This is a genomic window from Salinivibrio sp. PR919, from assembly GCF_001995355.1.
Lineage (GTDB): Bacteria > Pseudomonadota > Gammaproteobacteria > Enterobacterales > Vibrionaceae > Salinivibrio > Salinivibrio proteolyticus.
Window position 1 is genome coordinate 1 of sequence record NZ_MUFL01000041.1, and the last position, 23,074, is coordinate 23,074.

General features: G+C 49.0%; 16 protein-coding genes. 8 read left to right on the forward strand and 8 right to left on the reverse strand.

The genetic code is table 11. The features are described from left to right. Positions 1-303: 303 nt before the first annotated feature. The 3 genes from BZG83_RS09370 (at position 304) to BZG83_RS09380 (ending at position 6,073) form a co-directional block, all read left to right on the forward strand. A complete protein-coding gene (locus tag BZG83_RS09370; protein WP_077480252.1) occupies positions 304-2,484 on the forward strand; it encodes a polysaccharide lyase in 2,181 nt (726 codons plus the stop codon). Positions 2,485-2,671: 187 nt separating this feature from the next. Then, complete coding sequence (locus BZG83_RS09375; protein WP_077480253.1) at positions 2,672-5,611, forward strand: glycosyltransferase; 2,940 nt, start codon at positions 2,672-2,674, stop codon at positions 5,609-5,611. Positions 5,612-5,626: 15 nt separating this feature from the next. Then, positions 5,627-6,073, forward strand: coding sequence for a hypothetical protein (locus tag BZG83_RS09380; RefSeq protein ID WP_077480254.1), 447 nt, complete (start codon positions 5,627-5,629; stop codon positions 6,071-6,073). Between the two features lie 5 nt (positions 6,074-6,078). Here BZG83_RS09380 and BZG83_RS09385 read toward each other — a convergent pair whose 3' ends face one another. After that, entirely contained in the window at positions 6,079-8,358 is a 2,280-nt protein-coding gene (locus BZG83_RS09385) for a glycosyltransferase family 2 protein (RefSeq protein ID WP_158074948.1), read from the reverse strand. A gap of 92 nt (positions 8,359-8,450) precedes the next feature. Here BZG83_RS09385 and BZG83_RS09390 point away from each other — a divergent pair, with 92 nt between their 5' ends. The 5 genes from BZG83_RS09390 to BZG83_RS09410 all read left to right on the forward strand — a co-directional run bounded on the left by BZG83_RS09390 (position 8,451) and on the right by BZG83_RS09410 (position 14,854). Further along, complete coding sequence (locus BZG83_RS09390; RefSeq protein WP_077480255.1) at positions 8,451-10,589, forward strand: glycosyltransferase family 2 protein; 2,139 nt, start codon at positions 8,451-8,453, stop codon at positions 10,587-10,589. Then, on the forward strand, positions 10,586-11,545 hold the full coding sequence (locus BZG83_RS09395) for a glycosyltransferase family 1 protein (protein ID WP_108744054.1): 960 nt from the start codon (positions 10,586-10,588) through the stop codon (positions 11,543-11,545). Before BZG83_RS09390 ends, BZG83_RS09395 begins: the two co-directional genes overlap by 4 nt. Continuing rightward, on the forward strand, positions 11,542-13,569 hold the full coding sequence (locus tag BZG83_RS09400; protein ID WP_077480256.1) for a capsular polysaccharide biosynthesis protein: 2,028 nt from the start codon (positions 11,542-11,544) through the stop codon (positions 13,567-13,569). Before BZG83_RS09395 ends, BZG83_RS09400 begins: the two co-directional genes overlap by 4 nt. 230 nt (positions 13,570-13,799) lie before the next feature. Then, positions 13,800-13,988: a hypothetical protein gene (locus BZG83_RS09405; protein ID WP_077480257.1), complete on the forward strand. Its 189-nt coding sequence runs from the start codon at positions 13,800-13,802 to the stop codon at positions 13,986-13,988. 197 nt (positions 13,989-14,185) lie between these two features. Next, positions 14,186-14,854 carry a TIGR01621 family pseudouridine synthase gene (locus BZG83_RS09410; RefSeq protein WP_077480269.1) on the forward strand — a complete coding sequence of 223 codons (669 nt, stop codon included), beginning with the start codon at positions 14,186-14,188 and terminating at the stop codon, positions 14,852-14,854. Here BZG83_RS09410 and gspS2 read toward each other — a convergent pair. From gspS2 to BZG83_RS09445, 7 genes are all read right to left on the reverse strand, one after another. Beyond that, positions 14,847-15,224 carry a type II secretion system pilot lipoprotein GspS-beta gene (gene gspS2, locus BZG83_RS09415; protein WP_077480258.1) on the reverse strand — a complete coding sequence of 126 codons (378 nt, stop codon included), beginning with the start codon at positions 15,222-15,224 and terminating at the stop codon, positions 14,847-14,849. The two genes, BZG83_RS09410 and gspS2, sit on opposite strands and share 8 nt — an antisense overlap. Continuing rightward, positions 15,224-15,535 (reverse strand): YciI family protein, encoded by a 312-nt coding sequence (locus BZG83_RS09420; RefSeq protein ID WP_077480259.1) that lies wholly within the window; start codon positions 15,533-15,535, stop codon positions 15,224-15,226. The genes gspS2 and BZG83_RS09420 overlap by 1 nt, the downstream gene beginning before the upstream one ends. Before the next feature lie 379 nt (positions 15,536-15,914). Continuing rightward, entirely contained in the window at positions 15,915-16,865 is a 951-nt protein-coding gene (locus BZG83_RS09425; protein WP_077480260.1) for a transposase, read from the reverse strand. A 348-nt stretch (positions 16,866-17,213) separates the two neighbouring features. Further along, positions 17,214-17,981, reverse strand: coding sequence for a tRNA isopentenyl-2-thiomethyl-A-37 hydroxylase MiaE (gene miaE, locus BZG83_RS09430; protein ID WP_198929731.1), 768 nt, complete (start codon positions 17,979-17,981; stop codon positions 17,214-17,216). Positions 17,982-18,090: 109 nt separating this feature from the next. Beyond that, positions 18,091-20,055, reverse strand: coding sequence for a beta-N-acetylhexosaminidase (locus tag BZG83_RS09435; RefSeq protein ID WP_077480262.1), 1,965 nt, complete (start codon positions 20,053-20,055; stop codon positions 18,091-18,093). Next, complete coding sequence (locus tag BZG83_RS09440; RefSeq protein ID WP_241828286.1) at positions 20,055-22,031, reverse strand: glycoside hydrolase family 9 protein; 1,977 nt, start codon at positions 22,029-22,031, stop codon at positions 20,055-20,057. Before BZG83_RS09440 ends, BZG83_RS09435 begins: the two co-directional genes overlap by 1 nt. A gap of 20 nt (positions 22,032-22,051) precedes the next feature. Beyond that, positions 22,052-23,047, reverse strand: a complete 996-nt coding sequence (locus tag BZG83_RS09445; protein ID WP_077480263.1) for an ABC transporter ATP-binding protein — start codon at positions 23,045-23,047, stop codon at positions 22,052-22,054. Positions 23,048-23,074 lie beyond the last annotated feature (27 nt).

The window sequence follows — 23,074 nt, forward strand, 5'->3', positions numbered from 1 at the left end:
AGGTCAATGAGATATTTATCGATAATAAAAAAATCAATAATCAATCACTTAAGGAGGTTTTTAATATAGAATGAAATAAAAACCTGTTTAAAAACAGTTATTTGAGGATTTTGTTTTTGTTAACAAAAATATTAGTTCTCTCTTGTGTAGGTTTATTAGTTACAGCGTTTTGATATTGATATATAACGACATTTAGCCATTATCGACACCTTCTTATTTTATAAATAAAATTATTAATAATGATTGCTGCCTTTGTTTCTGTGTACTAATACTTTTATATGTACACTGAAAGAGGCAGCAGTTATGAAAGAGTTCTTTCGGTTATTGCAAGTGTGTGGCTTTAGTGTTGTTTTACTCGCCTGCGGTGGCTCGAGCGATTCATCTTCAGAGGGCAACACCTCTGGACCTAGCCCTTCAACCCCTGTGTCTTCTGCGATTGTTGGTATGGCGATCGATGGCTACCTCGAAGGCGCAACTGTGTTCCTCGATTACAACTTTAATCATACTCTYGATGCGAATGAGCCCAATGTTTTGACAGAAGCGCAGGGGCGCTTCTCTGTGGATCAAAACGCGTTGGAGGCCTGCTGGCAATATGTGCCTATCGTAGTCAATGTGCCGGTCGGCGCTTTTGATTCGGATTACGGGGAGGTGACGCGCGCCTACCAGCTCATTGCAACGCCTCAAGTGATCCGCGAGCAACGTCTTGGTGAGCAACAAGCCAGTAATTTAGTGATTTCGCCTTTCACGACGCAGATATGGCAAAAAGCGATTACGGCGTGGCAACGCGCGCAGACTGCTGAGCTCAGCTGTGAGTTAGTGCGTACAGATTCAGAGGCTCGCGCCCAATTGGTTACTTTGATTGATGAGGCGGAGTCTGATATTCGCTCTACGTATAATTTGTCGACTAACCAGCTGTATGGCGATTTTATTGAGAGCGGCGATGGTCGCACGCATACGATCGCTCAGCGATTTGCTGTCGGGCTTCAACAAGCGCATGCAGAAAAGGAACAGGTTGCACAGCTATATCCAGATTTTACAAAGGTAACACGGGTCTATTTACCCACGGTCGCGGAAGGTAGCGGTCAAATCACCGATAAATGGTTGCGTCAGGATTTTGGTGTTGCGGAAAACAATGTCATGCTTCGTGTGGCTGAGGTGTCTGGTACGTTCGATTCGGTGACTCAGCCTGTGTCTATTTTTCAGCAGGGTGAAGAGGTTGTTGGTGAGCTGCAGCGGGGTACGACAATTCAATGGACAGGCGGCTCAACGTGTACGGTGTCGGTTGAATATTGGGCAAACTGGCAAGCCACTGAGTACCGTATTATGGGGCGAGCAACGACTGACTTTGATGAGGTACAAGGGCGTTGCCAGATGCCAACCCAAGAGGCGAGTACACTAGCGACGCTGGAGGTCGATGTTATAGCGAATGCATCATCCCAGCGTACTGATGAGAGTCAGCATACCTTTTTGCCCGGAGCGAATGCGATTGTGGATGAGGTCTGGCAGCGCTTGTATGGTAGCGGTTCGCCAATTGCCGTGGATCTGTCACGACTCGATTTTATTGAGCCCGCGCTGTCGTTCCCAGATAGCTACGGTGCGGACTCTTGGACGCGATTAAGACGAGACAATATCAGTGATCGCGAACAACTTGTGCTAAAACGTGTTGATAGTGGTTTGTGGGTTGAAACGCGATTACGTGACGATGAGGTAACGGCGTTACGTTGTGGCTCCGAATTTGATTTAGTGGCTGCGGCGTCGTTGGCTGAATGCTACCAGCGTTTTGGTGCGCCTGTCTTTGCTGAGAGCTTTGATAGCAGTTTATCCGATTTTGCACTGAGCCTGTTTGATAACGCGTTGATTGAACGTGCTGAGGCGGGAGGTGTGAATAATTCAACCGGCATTCAAGTGAACTATGAGGGGTATGAGCGCGGTAGCCGTCGAGTGCTAGACAAAAAAGCCTTGCCGCCCGCTTCTCGCTATTCATTGAGCTTTAATGTTGAATTTTGTGAGGATTTCAAGTTTGTTCGTGGTGGGAAACTGCATGGGTTGGGACCATTGCGCGCCATTACGGGCGGACGAGAAATGACCGATGATGGCTGGAGTGTGCGCCTTAGCTTTGGCTCGGCGGGTACGTTATCAACGTATATTTATCATCAAGATATTCCCGGTACGTATGGTGACTCGTGGCGGGTACCGAACTTTACGTTTATCCCTGGCCAGTATTACCATTTGCAGTTGGTCGTGCAGGTTAATCAGCCTGCGTCTGTATCGAATGGTATGGTGGAAGTGTGGATTGACGGTGAGCAGCGTATGGTAGTTGATAATTTACGCTTACGTGCCAGCGATAGTACGGACAGTTACATTCAGCATTTATTGTTTAGCACTTTCCACGGTGGGAGTGATGATACCTGGGYACCAAAAGATGATGCAGGGAACTTTACCACCGAGTGTGCGTACTTTRATGATTTTATGATTGCACACTAGTGGCACTATTGTGCTAAAGCGCGAACCGTTTAAGAGCCATGCTTTGTCGCATGGTTCTTTTTTTTGCTTTGTGGTGAGTGATGGAAGGGGATTGAGTGTTTACTTATGCCCTGAAGTGCCCGTAATTCGCGGCATATGTTAGAGTAGAGGCCAGCCATTCAGACCGACAGTTTTTTAAGGATATCATGTGGTCGCTGAACAATTGACAGCTATTTTTGATGCCGAGTGGTATTTACGCCAGTACCCAGATGTGGCTGAGGCGGGCGTCGACCCTTGGTGGCATTTTTCTCACCATGGCTGCAACGAGAACCGTCTGCCATGTGCGCTTCCTGCGTTTGAATGGGAGTCGATACTTTGGCGCCAGCCTTTGCAGCGTGAGCGGGCGCTGGCTCAATTAAAGGCGTTATTTGAACAATGCGATACGCACCAACAGCGTGTTAATAGAAGTTTGGCGGGGTTTGTACTGGCGCGTTTTTATGCCAGTGAGGGAGAGTATGCGGGGGTTGCGGATTATTTAAAGCCCATACTTTGTGATGCGACCGCGTGCCTATTAGTGCCAACGCAAGCGCCTTGGCTGCTGTGCTTTTCAGCGCTGTATCATCAAAAGCAGGACGCACAGTTAGCGAGGCTACTCGCCGATATGGCGTGGCCGGATGGATTGGAGCGCCAACTTGCTATCGGGATGACACAAGGCACGCTCGGGAGTTGGGAAGCCTTGCAACGAGGTTGGGAACAAGAAGGGTTATCGCGCGCACCCGCTCCCCAAGATATGTCGCACCTGTTACCCTCCGATATGCCTGGTGTGCGTCACGCTTTACCTACGTCACTCGGCTGGCGGCGATTTTTACCTTGGCGTTATCGAGTATCTGTCGTCATTCCTTGCTACAACGCGGAGCAGACTATTGCGCGTGCATTGGCGAGTTTATGTGGGCAAACATGGCCCTATCTAGAGTTGATTGTGGTTGATGATGCGTCGGACGACAACAGTGCTAGCGTGGTGWGGCGATGGCAGGCGCGTGATTCAAGAATTCGCTTGGTTGAGCAGTCCGAAAATCAAGGCGCCTATGCGGCGCGCAATCGAGGTATGCAATGTGCGACAGGCGATTGGTTAACCGTGCACGACGCCGATGATTGGTCTCATCCACAAAAGATTGAGCGTCAAATGCAAGCATTGTTATCCGATCGCCATGCTGTTGCATCTGTATCCCATTGGATTCGCTGCGACGAGAAGTTGCAGTTCCAGCGTTGGCGGATGGAGCAAGGCTGGGTGTACCGGAATGTCTCTTCGCTGCTAATCAAGCGCGAAGTGTTCAGTGCGCTTGGGTGTTGGGATAATGTGGCCGTGAATGCGGATACTGAATATTACTATCGATTACAGCATGTCTACGGCGCTGACGCGATTGTCGAGGTGATGCCGGGTATTCCGCTTTCTTTGGGGATGGTGTTGACCGATAGTTTGACTCAGCATAGTGCGACCCATTTACGAACTCAGTTTTACGGCGTGCGAAAAGACTATCACGAACGCGCTTTGGCTTGGCATCACACCATGTCGCATCAGTTACCTTTACCCGCAGAAATGACCACGCGTCCGTTTGCCGTGCCGCCACGCCTATGTCGAGGCTCGTCGGCCTTACAGAGGGATAATTTTGCCCGCTATGTCCGAGAGTGTCAGTGGGTAGATGAAGGGTGGTATCGACAACGTTATCCGGATGTCGCGGCTGCAAATATCGACGCAGTCGAGCATTACTTGGCTCATGGTTGGCAAGAGGGCCGTGATCCTTGTTCACATTTTTCAACTTCGGCGTATCAGTTTTTGTATCCTGACGCGAACACAATCAATCCACTGTGGCACCGATTAACTCACGAACCGAACACACCGCCTATCCCTCTTTCGATAGGAGGGCACTTGGAAACCCCACCGTCACAACCGGGCGCAACAGCTGACCAACCTGCGATGGTGTATGTGGGACATCATGTGTCGAACTATCAATTCGGTGCTGAGCGCAGTTTTGTTCAAATACTGAAACAAATCGCGACTCGCAAAGATTGGCAACACCATGGTTATCGGATTGAAGTGGTCTTGCCTTCGGCTACCCGTGATTATGTTGAGCAAATCATGCCGTTTTGTCATCGTGTGACCTTTATTCCTACGCCTTGGTGGCATCAGGAGCGCGCGCTATTGGATGCGTCTTGCCAGGTGTGGAGAGCTTGGCTTGAGCGCGTTAACGCCAAGGTTGTGTATGTGAATACCTTGGTGATTGACTTACCGTTATGCGCTGCCAAACAGTTAGGGATACCTACGGCGGTACATGTCCGAGAATTACCCGAGCATGACCCAAGTTTGTGTGCTGCGTTAGGGACGACGGCCAATGCTTGGCTGCATCACTTTGACCCTTTGGTGGATACGTGGATCGCCAACTCTCAGGCGGWGGCTGAGTGGTTAACCGATGTGCGTAAACCGCTTGTTTGGCAAAATCCATGGTGTGTCCCAGAGGCAGGTGCCGTTGGTATTCCGAATGGAGAGCGTCTAAAAGTGGGGATGCTGAGTAGCAATATAGTTAAAAAAGGGATCTGGGATGTGTTTCGAGTGGCTGAGCAAGCGTTGTCGGAACAGCTTCCTATCGACTTTTATCTGTTTGGGCCACACACCGCTGACATTGAGGCAATGCAGGCGGATAGAGTGCCGAGTAATCTTCACTTCGCCGGTTATGTGGATAAACCAGATGACGCATTAGCATCATTGGATGTGGTATTAAGTCTCTCTCATTTTTATGAGTCGTTTGGGCGCACGGTACTTGAGGCGCTCGGTGCAGGAAGAGTGGTGATTGCTTATTCCCAAGGTAGCATGGTGGAGTGGGCAGCAGGCTCGCCGGTGCTTTGGGCAGCGTATTTAGATCACGCGGCAGTTACCGCACACTTAGCGGTGCTTTGCAGCGATAGACAGGCGTTGCAGCAACGGGCATACCATGGTCAACAGTGGGTAAAACAGGCATTGCCCGTTAGTGAGGGCGTTGAACAATGGATGTCAATCTGCGAGCGATTGGGTCGACAGGACGATGGGATCACGCCAATCGATAGCGACACGTCCTTGATAACCGTTGATGTCATTGACCGTAAAGATAGGTAAGTAGTTGAGATAGTTATGAAGTCTAGTCAACAGTTGCATTTTGTGCGACACAAGATCGATGTATCAAGCGTATTAGCTTGGCATTTGGATGGGCCAAGACCAGGTGTGGAGAACACGGCTGATGATGGCGCAATGCTTAAGTTTCATGGTTGGCTTTTATATGAGCCCATTTACCGGGCGACGATTTGGGTTGAGGAGGAGGGACGGCGCCATAATTTTGAACTGAATATTGAGCGTCCGAATGTGGTGGAGCAAAAGCTTGGTGTCAGTGCGGATAAGCACCCACTTCGACGCTGTGGTTTTCAGTTTGAGGTGCCGGTATTCAATAAACCTTTTATTTTTGGTTTTCGGGTCAACGGCCAACTCATTAAGGTTTTGGAGGGGCGGTGGTTAACGCCTCAGCAAATTGCGGAAATTGAGCGGCCACGCAAGACCTCAGTATGGCAACGATTCAAACCGTGATCCCGTTATGTTTTTGTTGTTGCCTCAAAATGCTCTTCTTCTAAGCGTAAAGTAAAGTCCTCACGATGACGCGTTAGATGGCGACTATAGTGAGGGTCATTTTGAATGATGGCTGGCCAGCGTTGTTTCATGAGCGTGATCTCTTGTTGCTCTCGCGCTTTCTTCGCTGGCGTGTCTTCTTTGCCCCGACTTTTGGACTCATAGTGGTAAAGCGTTGCACGTGGCGTCCAGAGGTTGTAATAACCTGCTTGTTGTACTTTGAGGCAAAAATCAACATCGTTGAACGCAACGGTGAGCTTTTCATCAAGCCCGCCGACGGATTCATAGAGCGAGCGCTTGACTAGCAGACAGGCTGCAGTGACTGCGGAATAATTCTGGCTACATGCTAAGCGTTTCTGATAGCCATGACTGTATGTAGAGTAATGTTTATGTGCATGGCCTGCGAGCCCCCATATGCCTAAGATAACCCCGGCGTGTTGAATGGTGTCATCAAAAAATAACAGTTTGGCCCCGACGCAGCCAATATCTGGTCGACTTGCTTGACGGACCATCTCAGTGAGCCAAGTGGAATGGATAACTTCGGTATCGTTATTTAGTAGACACACGAGATCGCCGTCGCTGTGTGCGACGGCGAAATTGTTGATCGCAGAGTAGTTAAACGGTTGGTTATAGTCTAATACTTGAACACTACTATGCTGACTAATTTGTTGGAACCACGCCAAGGTGTCGGGACAGTCACTTTGATTATTGACGATAGTTATTTGGTAATTCGGATAACTTGTTAGCCGTAGGATACTCTCCACACATTGCCGCGTAATCGTTAATCCATTTCGGGTTGGGATGATAATCGACACGCGTGGATGAGGAGCCGGAAGACGGTAGTGTGCGTGATAGACTTGATGCGTTTTGTCGAAAGTGACACGCGTAATAGTATGCACATCATTCTGGGTGAGTTGCTTAAGTGCGCTTTGTACCTGTTGACGTTCGGTCAACGCAATGCCTTGTTGTTCGCTACGGCGCTGGTGGAAAAGTATATGCGGTATATGAATGCAAGCGCATTTGGCCGTAGGTGTGTTTAATGCCGCGTGAAGACAGCGGACATGTTGGGGCATTGCGAGAAAAGATGAGTGCATCAACTGTCCATTAAAAAAGACGGCACGACCCATGTAGTTGTTGCTTTTCAGTAGTTCGGGGTTCCATTGTGGCTTAAAGGCGGGAGCACATCTTTCCTGCTGGACGGTAATTTCGTCATGGTCACTGTAAACCAAACTGGCTTCTGCATTATGTGCTATACACTGAGCAAAGAGTGCTAGCGCATGTTTTGGCCATTGATCACCACACTCGATGAAACTATGCCAAGCAGTGGGTGCGAGTTGCGCCTTGTTATATGAGGTTATCTGGACCCTGTCTTCTTGAAGCGTAGCTAGGTGCGCTTCCAGCCATGCGGGGAGGCTCTGTGTAAGCAGATTGAGTTGCCAGTATTGATGGGTTTGAGCGATGAGGCTTTGAATTGTTTGTTGTACCCCTTTTTTACCATCGGATGTAATATCATCTGGAATTGGCATCCACACCACTGTAGGTATGCTTTGCTGGCAATGAAGGTTAGGCAGCTTAGGTTGAAAGTGCTGCCGCCAGAATGCGTAGGGCGTCTGGAGAAGGGTTTTACCGCTGAGCATTGGATGGTATGTCTGGACGAGGCGCTGGAGGGCAAATGGCCAATCGACGCGCTTTTGTCTTGCCCGCGTAATACGATAAATATGTTGCCAGCTCTCTCCTTCTTGTTGCTCTCGTCGTGAGACGGTGCGTAGCATGCTCATCACAGCGCTGACTTGAGAGACGCGCTTTAGCTGAATGCTAACCTTGATATGTGCGCTAAGGGTTGGCCATATCAGTTCAATATGTTTTAGAGGTATTGGACTATGAAATGTTAAGCTCAGGAGCCCAGTTTTTTCTTGAATCAATGTGATTGGCGCTTGTTGATCACCGAACTCAACAAATACTGAATTTATCTCTTTTGCTAATTTTGTCTCTTTGGCTAATGAAAGGGCGTGATATTTTACCTTCAACTGATACCACCCTCCTTCCGAATTAGGGTGTTCGAGTTTGAGGGTATTTTTTGTGACTTGTCTTAGGACCCAAGAATGATTYTTTATCTGTGCAGTAACAGAACCTGGATAACGTATATGTGGTTCCATGGAAATAAATTTCTCGGGTCGCTTTTTGTTTAAATATTGAGCGCAGTGAGAGAGGATCTCAGAATTTAATCGATTAGATGTAAGTGACATAGGCGCAGTATTCAAACAAAGGACGTTAGGCGGTAATATACCGTTTTTGAACGTCAGTGAAAATAACCATAGCAACGCTTGGTGGATATGCGATGAGTAATATGGATAAAAAGCCGCAACTGACGTCGTGGGTAGGCACGTCTGACGACGAGATAGCGCGACTGATTGAAGGTCCAATAGCGAAAGCACGGTATTACTGGTTGTCACTTTGTATTGCTGAGCCATGGCGATATCAAGGATTTGTTGTTGAATTCATCAACCATGATGGGCGGAGGCAATACTTACCTGTTGGTGCAAGTTTACACGGTGTCGTTAAGCAATGGATCGCGCTGCCTCGAGGTGCGCGGGCAGTCCGTATCCGTGATTGTGATTTGAGCAGCCATGCTAGGGTGCGATTAGATAAAAAGTGTGTGAAGCCAGCACGATCGATTTGGTCTTTAGGGTATCAAGCGTTTTCATTGTTAGTAGCATTGCGCCGTCGCGATATCGTTGATCACACCGGTTGGGCTAAGCAAGTGCTAAATTGGTGGCGCCGCTTTGGCTTACGTGCGACCTACCAGAAATTACAGTTATGTAAAGTGCGTTCTCCAGAAGTGCCATTAGAAAATTGGTGGCACGAGCATTACACGCAAACCGCCATCGATGCTGGTGAGTTGAAGGCTCGGCTTGGCCACCATGTTAAAGATAAGGTTGTGGTATGGATTTTTGCTTCAGAGGAGATGACGCAAGCGTCTTTTATAGCGACGCTCGAATCTTGTTCAGGGCAAGATGCAGAGATATGGATTGATTCGCGTATACAGTTTGATGTGCCAACGTATGTCAGTGCGCGAGTCGCAACGATTGATATGTTGTATGATAATCCGCGTTGGAACTGGTGTTTAATCGTGCCGGTCGGAGCCAAATTATTACCTTACGCGGTGACTTGTTTTTATCGAGCGAGTATCAATCAGAATCWTATTAAAGTGATTTATTCGGATCATGTTTATGGCTCTTTGGCATCATCCGTGGGATCTATGCCTGATCGCATAAGCTTAAAGCCAGATTGGTGTCTCGAACGGCAGCGTGCAGCGCATTATTGTGGTGATGTGCTATTCGTTGAGCGTTCAGTGTTAACGCAGCTTAAAGCATTATGGTCAGCTGAAAAACCGATGAGCTGCGCCTATTCTCCTTACTCGTTATTGTTGGCGCTGGCGGAAACCCAGTTGGTCGATGCATTTCATCATGTGCGCATACCTTTGTGGTTACAAACATATACCCATCGACTCTCGGAACTGAATACGGTACTTACGCAGCATTTGTATCGGTGTGGTATCAGTGCTGAGCGTATTGTGTCGGAACACTGTGTTGCAAAACTCAATTACACCAGCACATGGCAGCCTGTGGTGTCCATTGTTATTCCGTTTCGTGATAATGTTGTCGTTACTCAGCAATGTATCGATAGTGTATTAACTTTGACGGAGTACGCTGAGTTCGAAATATTGCTGGTCGATAATCAAAGCCAAGAATCGGAGACATTCATTTGGTTACAGGAGATTGAGCGGCACCCAAAAGTGCGCGTGCTGAATTACGATGACGTGTTCAATTTTTCAGCGATTAATAATTTTGCCGTTGAGCATGCACATGGTGAAGTCGTTATTTTGCTCAATAATGATACGCAAGTTATCAGTGGAAACTGGATTGAGGCTATGGTCGGATGCCTGACTTTACCCGCTGTCGGCGTTGTCGGTGCACAGCTCTTGTTTTCGAATGGACTTATCCAGCATGCGGGCTGTGTGGTTGGGCCGCGACAGGTAGCGACGCATCGCTTGGCGTTTCAATCCCTAGGGATGGCTGAAAAACGCCACGAGGGTATTTTGGTTCAAGAAGTCAGTGCAGTCACGGCTGCATGTTTAGCGATGCGTAAATCGCTTTATCAATCATTAGGTGGGTTGAACGAGCAATTGACGGTGGCATTTAACGACGTGGACTTATGTTTGCGTGTGCGTGAAAAAGGTTTACGTGTTATGTATACACCGTTCGCTCAATTGTACCATCATGAGTCTTTGAGTCGTGGTAAAGATAGCACTCCGGAGAAGCAGCGCCGTGCAGCCCAAGAAGTTGAGTTTATGCATCAGCGCTGGTCAATTAAAAATTATTCGGATCCTTTTTATCATCCTATGTTAGACGCAAGATTGGCGAATTTTAATCTCAACCCATTCCCTCAAGAGTCCATCGATTGGAGTCAATTATGATGTCGACTGACTCGCTACCCTCTCAGTGGATCGTGATTCAAGAGCGTGAAAACCCGTCATTTGATTTTTTTGTTAGACCTAAATTGTCGGCGATGGATGCAGATTGGCAATGTGTTTTATTAGGTGAGCAACCCAATCAATGTCTCGATTATTACAAAACTGATGATAGTGGATCTGGAGAAAAGCTAAATCTTCTATTTGTCCGGTATATGAACAAAGCGTGGCGGACGTGGATTAAAAAAAATCGTAGAAAAATTGCGTCAATTGTACTTTTTATTGATGACGATTTATTGGATTGGCAAGCGACATCAGGGTTATCGGTTCGTTATCGTTGGAAGCTTTGGAAATACGCGTTGAAACATCAGCGCTTCTGGCGTGATATCGGTGCGAATTTGTGGGTGGCGAATCACTATCTAGCAGAAAAATACGCAAGTTGGCAGCCAACAGTATGTCCTCCAAGTAGTTGGCATGCTCAAACGATTACACAGACCCTTTTTTATCACGGTTCGGCAAGCCATAAGCAGGAGTTCTTATGGTTAAAACCTTTGTTTGAGCGACTATTGCGTGACTTTCCTCAATTAAGCATCGAGCTTATTGGAGATGGTGAAACCAATCTTTTGTTTCGGCACCTGCCGCGGGTACATGTACTTCACCCAATGTCTTGGCCGAATTATCGTACTTTGCTGGCAAAAAAGGGCCGCGATATTGGCTTAGCGCCTTTACTGGATAGTCGATTTAACTCAGCACGCTCGTGCACGAAGTTTTATGATATTGCACAAGCCGGTGCAGTTGGCATTTATGCCGATCATCCTGCTTATCGAGGGCAGGTTATCAACGGGGTAAATGGATTATTGGTTCCAATGGAACATGAGCGTTGGTATAACGCAGTTGCAATGTTGCTACAAGACCAAACGTATTATAAATCGCTACTTGCCGGGAGTATGGCAGATAAATGATGCATTATTCTCAGTTTTTAACTATCTCTCCTGCATTATCAAGCATTACCCATCTCTCTGAGTGTWTAGGAGGCTCAGTTCGGTATTTATCGCCCATTGCGCGTAATAATTATCGACAGCAATCCTCCGACACGGCGGTTATCGCATGGGGCAATAAACCTTCCTCGTTAAAAGCGAAGCGATTTGCTGAGCGTAGGCAGTTACCCGTTATTCGCTTAGAAGATGGCTTTTTGCGGTCTTTATTGTTGGGACATCAATCTCCACCGCTCTCAATTGTGATAGATGATATCGGTATTTATTACGATGCAGCGCAGGCTTCTCGGTTGGAGCAGCTGATAATGCAGCCATTGTCTGATATGCAAATGCAAAGAGCGCGAGATCTGGTAAGGCAATGGCAGACGCTCAGAGTCTCTAAATATAACCATAGTGTTGAAAAGGCGATTCCTGTTGTTGAAAAGCCGTTTGTTTTAGTGGTTGACCAGACAATGGGTGATGCCTCTGTGCGTGATGGCCTTGCCGATGAGGGTTGTTTCCGAAWAATGTTGGAGAGCGCGCTAGCATCTTACCCGAATCACCAGGTTGTGATAAAAACGCATCCGGATGTATTTGCGGGTAWAAAGTCCGGTTACTTAACGGGGCAAGCGGTTGCTGACTTATACAAAGAGCATGCGGATAGAGTCGTGATTTTAGCTGACGACATCCACCCCCCAAAATTGCTAGAAAAAGCGAGTGCAGTTTTTTGTGTGACGTCTCAAATGGGGTTTGAAGCGCTTTTATGGGGCAAAACAGTGCATACATTTGGTATGCCTTTTTATGCAGGGTGGGGGGTTACCATTGATGACTTTCCTGCACCAACTCGGAGGCAGTCTGTCACCATTGAGCAGTTGGTCTATGCTTCGTTAGTTGAGTATCCTCGCTATTGGCATCCAGAGTGGGAGCGATGCTGCCAAGTAGAAGACTTGATGACTTGGTTAGCCTTTCAGCGTCAGCAATCGCAACGTATTGATGGCGATATTAGCGCTATTGATATTTCCCGATGGAAGCAACCTATCCTTACTGACTTCTTAAAGGGAGCAAAGTTACATTTTGTATATCAAAACAAAATGCGTATTCCTTTTATTCATCGAACGTATAATCCGCATTCTTCGCCTCACCGTTCGTTGCGTTGGGGAAGTACCAAAGTAGCTGATTTGTGCGTTGAAGACGGATTTATTCGTTCGGTTGGTTTGGGGGCGGATTTGACTCGCCCCATCTCTTGGGTCGTAGACGATCTCGGCATATATTACGATGCGACACGCGTGTCACGTTTAGAGCGTATTCTAGTTGACGGTCACTTTTTACCAAGTGATTTACAGCGGGCTGAGACACTCATTAATCGTTTAGTTGAACTTAAGGTCAGTAAATACAATGTTGGCAATAGTCATTGGCACCCCCCCATGGATAAAAGGGTGATACTGGTGCCTGGGCAAGTCGAGTCTGATGCATCTATTCGTTTTGGCTCACCGGTATTAAAGAGTAACCTTTCTCTACTTCAAGCGGTCCGCAAAGCAAATCCACACGCCTATATTGTCTATAAACCTCATCCAGACGTACAGGCGGGTTTACGCCAACAAGGTCAAGATGAGCAAACTGCCGAGCAATTTGCCGATGAAATCATCGGTAACGTTGATATGGCTTATTTACTCGAGCAGGTTGATGAAGTGCATACTTTGACGTCTTTGACGGGATTTGAGGCGTTGCTGCGAAACGTCCCGGTTACCTGCTACGGTCAGCCATTTTATTCAGGGTGGGGGTTAACTGAAGATATGTACTCTCATGAGCGTCGAGGAGTCCGGCGAACACTGCCTGAATTAGTGGCAGCAACATTAATCTACTATCCTTTTTATGTAAGCCCTAAAACAGGCTATTATCTCACGCCAGAGCAGACTATTGACTTTATGTATGAGCAGCGCCAAAAAGCCGCTCAGAATAGTGGTTTCTCTCAATGGCTATTCAGACAATGGCTAAAACTACGTAGGCATTAGTTTGAGAATACAAGAAGATCAGCGGGGTGCTCGCATTGGTACTTTTGCTTTTTCTGTTTTCTAGGACCCAGGACCCTAAACACTCGGGGGACAGTCACTTATATGATTGCCCTAGCAGCGTATGGCTATCAGGGACAGGCACTTTTTGCTGGCGTGTTGCACTTAGCGGTTGAATCCGCGACTAAGTAACATACTGCTGAGTCAGTTTCGGCATTTGTTGGAGGTAAACCATGACGAGTAAGGAGACAGAAAGTACAGTTGCCGATCGTGATCAACGGCGATTTACAGTGTCTTCCAATCGAAGCACGCGTAGCCACAGAGTTCGTTATGTGGAAGCGGGCGGTGCCTCGGTGGATAATGAAGAGTGCCCGTTTTGCCAAACGCTTCCGAATTGGGATGAGCAGCAGGAGAAGACTTAAGTACTCCGCTTTAAGGGCGCTTTAAGGGCGCTTTAAAGGGACAGGCACTTTAAGCTAACGGAACTAACGGGACAGACACCTTTATAATTACCCTAGGAACACTCGGGGGACAGTCACTTATATGATTGCCCTAGCGGCGCAGGAGTGAAGCCGTTATGATGCCTGTCCTCAATGGGYAACCAGTAAATTTCCTCGTTATGTTTTCAATTGTCGACCAAAACCAACACTTTGTGGTGATCAATAAGCACCACGGCGTTAGCGTGCAAAAAGAAGCCGATCATGCGGCACTTTTACCGGCCGTGGCGGCGCATATTGGGGTTGAGAAAGTCTACCTTGTGCATCGGTTAGACAAGATGACATCGGGCTTGCTGCTGCTGGCAACTTCTTCTCATGCGGCGTCTGTCCTCTCTGGGCTGTTTGCTTCACGCGAGATAGAAAAGTTCTATTTGGCATTGAGTGCGAAAAAGCCGCGTAAGAAGCAGGGATTGATCGTTGGTGATATGACTAAGGGACGGCGAGGTAGCTGGAAATTACTGACCAGCAAAGATAACCCTGCGAGAACGCGTTTTACCTCTATTGCTGGTGGTGAGGGGCGGCGACTTTTTCTCTGTCGGCCCTACACAGGCAAAACCCATCAAATTCGCGTGGCGATGAAAAGCATTGGCTCTCCGCTTATCGGTGATGATTACTATGGCGGCGAGCCTGCTGATCGTGGCTACTTACACGCTTATGGGCTGCAATTTACATGTCGTTTTACCGACGATCAGCCTGAAAAACACTATAGCTATGTGCTGCCCCCGACCCAAGGCGAATTGTGGCCAACCTTACCGGTGGAGTGGGAGCAGCCTTGGCAATTAATTAGCTAGCACACCCGGGGGCATCGATAGCGTTTTTGAGGATTTGTCGACCACGGGTATCGCGAACCAAAATGGTATAGCTGATACCACTATCTAACATACTGCGGATATCGTTATCCTCGCAATATCGACGTTTTAAGCCGGAAAAGAGCTGCCCCGGTGCTTTTTTGGCATTCTTCTCTAGAAGCGTCAGCTCGATGATGGCATCTTGTGCACGAGCGCGAACCAGTGAGTAGCCTTCAATATCCATCGGCAGTAACTGTGCAATCATGTCGGCACGTTGGATTGCGGCTTCTGCGGCTTGGTCATGCTGGGTGCTACTACAGGCACTCAGTATTAGCCCTATAGCAGCCATCATTAATACTTTTACTAATCGCATTAGGCAGGGTCCTGAGGAAGCACTTTTTTGAAAGGTTTAACGGTTACGTCTGCATAGACGCCAGCGGCTAAATAAGGGTCTTTGTCGGCCCAGGCTTGGGCGGCTGATAATGACTCAAACCAAGCAATAACGGTTGACCCCGTAAACCCAGCTTCGCCCGGCTCTTCGCTATCAACGGCAGGGTTTGGTCCTGCAATCATCAAGCGGTTTTCTTTTTCCAGTTGGTGTAAGCGCTCAAGGTGTGCGTCACGCACTTGCTTGCGTAGCGGTAGGCTGTTCTCTACGTCTTGCGAATATATGAGATACCACATCGTCATTGTCCTTGATAGATGTTTATAGCCATTAGGATACAGAGTCCAGATTTCTGAGTACAGTGTATTAGTGAGTATTGGGGGGGGGACAGGCACTTAAGCATCTAAAGTGTCTGTCCCCCCAACAAGCTAGAATCAAACCTGAATATCCCTTTACCTTCCTGTTACTGGAAGGCTTATTCTTCTGGAAAAACGGTCAGGAGATAATATGGGATGCTGTAATCAATCCCCGGAAGGTGGAGCCAAAGGGCTAAAGCCGCTCTTAAAAGCGGTAGGTATTTTGTTCGTGTTTATAATGGTGCTGGCTTATTGGGCTGGATAAAGCCTCAGCCGATCTGGGTGAATGCCTGTGTTATTGAGATATATTCAATGGTTGGGCCTAGTCACTTGGGATCATTAGACCGGTCATGCGTTTTAGACCGAGTGTCGGTAATACCGCCTGAATACTCGATAGTGAACCTACGATATTCCCGCCCTCTAAGTGAGAGCATGTACTTAACCAGGTTTCACGTGAGATGTTCAGCTGTGTGAGTAGCTGTGGTCTTGGGAGTGAATTGGCGTTCTGGTCCTGAGCGCACGTCCATTCTACCAGAGCCAAATAGTCCATAAGGCGAAAAGGGATACCGTCGGGCATCGACTTTCTCGGGTTCCCGGCGAAGGGGAATAAGCCGGCAGGGGTCGCTTTATTTTGCTCGAGTGATTTAACGCGCTTTTTAATCGATGTGTAATTGGCATGCTTGGGCTGCTTGGTGATACCTGCTCGCACTGGGTTCAAATCGACATAGGCCATCGCCGCAGCGAGTGCTTTTTCATCTAATATGGCTTGGCTTTTAAAGCGTCCCTCCCAAAAATGCCCTGAACATTGATCCTCTCGGTTCGCTAGCGTCGAAATATATTGATTGAGCAGCTTCATAAACCAGCTGACAGACATCAAACGTTCGCGCCAGTTCTCAATGATGCGAAAACACGCTTTTCGCTCTGAGTGAGAGAGCGATTCACCCTGATAAAAACGTTGGATAAGCGCAGGCGCTTGATGAAAGGCCAGCCAGCGCTCAACAACTTCGATATTGGTTAGAGACTGAGCCGCTTTGGCGTTGATATGCAAAACAACGTGATAGTGATTGCTCATAATGGCATAAGCACAGATATCGATACAAAATGCTTTGGCGAGTGTAAGTAAACGTGTTTCTACCCATGTGCGACGATGCTCATAGCTTTTTTGTGACTGCGCATCATAGCCGCACAAAAACGAGCGGCGCACACAACGTGAGACACAATGGTAATAGGGGGTGGCGGCTAAATTTATTTGCGATGCGCGAGCTTTGGTCATCGTCGGTCCCTCTTAGCATCTAGGTATGAGTAAAATATACTGTATAAATAAACAGTCTTCATTTTTATGAATTGGATTTTCGTGACAGTGCAAGAAATGGTGTAACTACGAGAGTTGTTACTTGCTTAACATGTCAGTGCTTAACATGTCTGTCCCAAGAAGTACTCGAGAACGCTGAGTAGCGATGGAGTAGGACGTCGTAACATGCCCGTCATAGGGACACTCACTACAGAGTGCCTGTCTTGATAGAGGAAAAGGTTAGAACGTTGGAGAAAAACGACGAGGACAGTCATCAAGAGGTGACTGTCCTCGCAGGAAATAAAAAGTGCCTGTCCCTATAAGAAGAAGTTAGGCAGGRGYGCCGCTGTGAAAGCGGAATTGGCTGTCGGGTGCTTGGATGAGTTCGGCTTCGCGTTCGCCGATGGCTTGAATGCGGCCGCGAATGTCTTCGCCGGCGATAGTTTCTGCAAGCGTGAGGTAATCTTGATAATGGCGTGCTTCGGAGCGCAGTAGCGAGATRTAGAACTTTTGCAGTTCATCATCAAGGTGTGGGGCGACTTTGGCAAAGCGCTCGCAGGAGCGTGCTTCAATGTAGGCGCCAATAATCAGTTTATCGACCAAGGTTGCCGGCTCATGAGTGCGTGCCGCGCGCATTAATCCTTTGGCGTAGCGGCCTGCTTCTAACGGTTGATAAGGAATGCCGCGTGCGTCCATGATTTCAATCACTTGCTCAAAATGATGAAACTCTTCTTTGATTAAGCGGACCATTTTATCAATCAAGGCTTGGCCGTGGGCAAACCCCGCTTTGGGGGTTAAAGGCGCGCTGAGACCGTTTTTGCGCGCGTGGAAGATCCCATCGCGAACGCCGCGATAAACAAAGTCCTCATAGGGTTTGGCCCATGCCAGCAGTTGCTCGCCACTCGCTGCGTCAACCGCATATTTACGGATCAACCACATCGCGGTTTGGCTGGCTTTTAATTCGCAGTTTGCGTGATCGCGTAAAAGAATCGATTGGTTGTCAGGCTGGATGGCCGCGTCAATCCAACTGTCAGGGGTTTGACAGTGCAGAAAACCATGAATAGGGGTGAGTAGGGTATTAATTTCTTGGCGTAGCATGCCGGAAACACTCTCAGACTGACAACAATGGCTGAGCATTATAAACAGATGGGATGCGAGCGCAAAGAGCTGGCAGCGCAGGGCGCGCTGCCAGGTGGGCGAATTCGGCCTACTTGTTCGATGCCCAAGGGGAACGGTATTGAATACCGAACTTGTCTAAACGCGGTAATTGCGCTTTGAGTCTGGCCAGATAATCGAGCCAGTCACGGCGCTCACTGTGGCTCCAAGCCGCTTCCGCAATGGCGGTAAGCCTTGGAAATACCATGTAATCGAGCCTGTCCTGATTGGTGATCAGTTCACTCCAGAGTGCACATTGCACGCCTAGTATGTGCTCACGGGCGGGGTCGTCACTGGCGAGGCTTGCCAGCGGCTCATATTGGTAGGCTTTTTCTAATGGCGTGACGCCCGCCCAGTCGAGCCCAGGTTCGGTAGCAGCATAATCTTGCACCATATCGAGATAGGTCGCTTGACCGGGGGTTAAAATCACATCAAAACCATGCTGCGCACAGTGCAATGCGGCCTCTTCGCTTTGCCATGAATAGATCACGGTGTTTTTGCTGACTTTATCGCCGTGCTGCACTTCTTCCCAGCCAACCATACGTTTGCCCAAGGCGCGAAGCTTTTGCTCAGCATAGGTCAGTATCTGTCCCTGTAGCGAAGCGGTCGTTTCTCCGTTCATGCGTCTGTCCCGATAAATTGGGCTATCGGTCCATACCCCGTCAGGGACTTCATCGGCACCAATATGAACCCATGAGGCAGGGAAAAGCTCGGCGACTTCACTTAGTACTGTATCTAAAAATCGATACGTGCCATCAAGGGCTGGCGATAATACGTTATCGGTGTAGTGTTGTACGCTGCGGTAAGTAGAGCGGTCGTCGGCATCGTGTAGCCAATCAGGCAGCGCTTTGATGGCTGCGCGACAGTGGCCGGGAATATCAATTTCTGGAATGACGGTAATACCGCGGGCCGCGGCGTATTCAATCACGTCACGCACCTCTTCTTGGCGATAATAACCTTCGTGACGCTCTGCAATATGACTGAATTGCGGAGCAAGGCGGGTATTGGGGCCGCGTTGACTCCCATAGCGCGTCAATTCAGGCAGAGCTTTAATCTCCAGTCGCCAGCCTTCATCGTCGGTTAAATGCCAGTGAAAGGTATTGAACTTAAAATAGGCTAACTGGTTAATCAGTCGCTTTACCGTGTCCACCGAATGAAAATGGCGCGCGCAATCGAGCATCAYCCCTCGGTAAGCAAAGCGTGGTGCATCGCTGATTTTGATTGCCGGTATTCGAAGCTGTGTGTCATGCTCTTGGCAAAGTTGTAACAGCGATGCGCAGCCGTGAATAAACCCTCGCTCAGCGCAGGCTTGGATGACCACGCCTTGGTCGGTGACGGTAAGCTGATAGGCCTCATCACGGTGGGCGATATCTCGAAGTGCGGAGTCGGGTAACGGCCGTAAGATAATGGCATGATCGCCAGTTACCGCATCTTGGTAGCGTGGGTCGAGTGCAATATCGGCTTGCGGGTACATACGAACCCATTCGCTACTTAACCACTGCGCGGCGGGCAGGGCCTGTGGATCCACTGCGATTAATGGTGTTGTGGGTGAAAGCGTAAAGTACCCTGGCTGGTGGCGCACTGATTTGGGCACCGGAATAATGGCGTGCTCGGCGGGATGAACATCTGGAATCGTTGATCGTGTGGTGTGGGTGTGCGCCAAGTTAATGGGGGTGAGCATCACTGAATATTGCTCGCCATTGGCATAGATCAGCGCATCTTTAAAGCCGGCACAAAGGAACCGCAATGGCGGCGTGTGGGCATCAAACTCGATGTATAAGCTTTGATTGGCATCGAGTGTTTGATGCGCCGGTGTAATGACGCAATAACTACCGATTTGCTCAATACTGCCTTGTGACAGGGTATTGGGGTTGATGAAGCGATCAAATAATACCGCAATGGACAGCGTTTCTAACGGGCGGTCGGTAAGATTATGCAAGGTTAACCCCATTCGGCTGCGCGGTGGGGTGTCATTGGGATACTCGTTGATCACACTAAGATCGAGGCGGTAAGTCATCAAGCGTTCTCCTTGTTCGAGTGGCCGGTGCCAACCAGTGTTTGCGCACTGATGGCGAGCATAAACCAGCTTGCATGTGGCAACCACTGCTCGCCCCATCGCCAGTTTTGCGCCATATCATCGCAATATGGCGCGGGGTTGAAGGCAATCTGTGTTTCATCCTCCATCCCTGCGGTAATGCCATTGCAGATCCCCCCTTTGGCATTAAAAAAGCCCAAGTGCGGTAGGTAATCTGGGTTGTTGTGACCATGTCCATCGAGCATGCAGATATCAAATGGGTTTAAACCGAGGATCCAATTAAGCGCCCGTTGGCTAAAGGTGTGGAGGGCCGCATTTAGCGCATCGTCTTGAATATGGCGCGTAGCATGACACGCAAAGGTTGCCAGTGATCCCAAGCGTGCATTCTCGCCTTGCCACCAATAGCCGGTTTCATTGTGGTGAGGAATAAAGTGACGTACCTGTTTGACGCCATCGACGGGTTTGACGTACTGACGCGGATACGCGAATGGATTATCGGCCGTTTGTGTTAGGTTGAGCTCAAACTGGCAGGCGCGTTCCAGTGCTGTTTGCGCGATAGCTTGATGGCTGGGGTCGGTTTCCACATCGAGATAGCGAGTTAATGCCAAGCCGGGTAGACCGGCATCGGCGGCATGGTAAAACGGGCGGCTCCCATCAGCATTTGCTGACCAATAATACTGACAGGTTTCATCACTGCACTGCCGTGCTATCAGCTTTTGCATCCAGCCTCGAGCCTCGCTCAAGAAGGGACAGTCACCGTTCGCACTAATGTGTCTGTCCCCAGAACCTAAAGGTGCCTGTCCCGCTAAATAAGCGTGACTGTCCCCGGTAGGTTGCTCTTCGGTAGACTGCCGAATGGCGTGATGCAACTCACATGCGGCGAGAAGGGCGCAGGTTTCGTCAATAAWGTTGGGCTCACCGTCATCAAGGTAATGATGGTTATGTTCAACCAAATGCCAGTAGCCGCGAATGGCGGCGTCTAAATAGCGTGCTTGTTGGTCAAGCTCCGCGCAAAGCGGGGATCGGCTTGCGGCGGCAAGGGCAGCAATCGCCATGCCGCCGCCTTGACGAAAACCGGCTTGATAAGCCTCACTCATCACTCCATCTTGCGTCGCGTAAGCGCAAAGGGTGCGGCGCTCTGGGTCTTTCGACCATTGATCAAACACCGTCATATAAAAAAAGCCACTGGGGTGTTGCATACGGAGAAGAAAATCAGCGCCGTGTTTTGCTTCATCGGCTAAGCGTGTGCGCATAAACGCGGGCAGCGTTTCCGAGCTAAATTGGCTGGTAAGATCGGCCAGTACCCAAGCCAATAGCGGGATTTGTTGCGGATTAAAGTAATTGGCGTAGGAAAGGTGGCTCAGGTATTTGCTCACATCGCCAGAGGCATCGTACCAACCGCCGGATACATCCACGCGTTCATCAGAGCCGAATACCTTGGCGTGCTGATCCGCGTGTTCATAGATGCCACTACACCGCTGTGATTTAAAATAATGCAGCAGATCGGAAAACGTGGTGTGAAACAGACAATCGTCAAGGATCTCAAACGGATGCGAATATACCGGAGTGTCTGTTAACAGCACTAGTTGATAGCGTCCGCGATGTGCAAAGGCAGAAAAATCGAGGGTATAAGCCGTGCCCATCTGCCAGTTGCTTAACTGTGTGCCTTGGTGTAACTCAAACTGCGCCACCACGTTATCGAGTGGTGCTGTGTCTGTCCCGAGAATAACAGTGTCTGTCCCCGTAAAATTTTGCGCGCCTTCTGCGGCTTCATTAAAGTGCCTGTCCCCAGAGGAGGAGGCAACTTTGTCCGCCGATCTAAATGTGCCTGTCCCCCTAAGAGGAGGCAGGGAAATCAGTGCCACGGGTGTGCCGGAGAGGGCCTCGCTGTCACTGACGATCACCGCGTATTTGTCACCGTGTAACGAGTAGCCAATGTGATTGGTCAGCACTTGCATGATGGTATCCTTATTGGTCGCTATTGCTCGTACAAATAGCAGCGCACATAGTGGTTATCGGCGAGCTTGGTGACGCCGGGTAACTGCTCAGTGCATTTGGCTGTCGCATGTGGGCAGCGGCCAGCAAAAGGGCAGCCGACAGAGTCCGGCGTCCACAGGGGGATCTCACCCTTGTTGCCCTTTAGTTTTTCGTGAATAGATTTGCTGGGGTCGGGCACGGCTGAGACCAACAGCTGGGTGTAAGGATGCTGAGGGCGATGAATAATCTCTTCGGTGTCTCCCCATTCGACCATATGGCCGACGTACATCACTGCCAAGTCTTCAGCAATGTAACGCGCGGTGGCGATATCATGGGTGATGTAGAGCAGCGACATTTGCTTTTCCACTTTCATCTCTTCCATCAGGTTAAGTACACCGGCACGAATCGACACATCCAGCATCGAAGTTGGTTCATCGGCGAGTACCACTTCCGCGCCGACGGCGATGTTCCGCGCCAAGTTAATCCTCTGACGCTGGCCGCCCGACAGTTGGTGGGGAAATTTCTCCGCCGTTTCTTTGGCCGGAGTGAGGCCCACTTGCTCGAGCAGCTCGAACACTCGCTCTTTCAGTTGTGCTTTGTCGCGCTTGTCGACTTTTTTGTGGATCAATAATGGGCGCGCAATATGGTGAAACACATTATGCGTGGGGTTGAGCGAGCCAAAAGGGTCTTGCCAGACCATTTGCAGGCCTTCGCGATAGCGCATCAGCTCATCACGTTTTTTAATGGTGGTGATATCGCGGCCGCGATATTCAATGCAGCCATCGGTCGGGGCATACATTTTGGCAATCATTTTCGCGGTGGTTGATTTGCCCGAGCCCGATTCCCCCACCACGGCAAGTCCACGGCCTTTGTACATTTTGAACGAGACATCATYGATCGCTCGCATCATGGGTTGTTTGAGGGCATGGCTGTTAATCGGGAAATCTTTCACCACGTTTTTCCCTTCAACCAGCAGTTCTCCAAAACCTGTACTCATTACTGACTTCCTCACATTGGCACGATA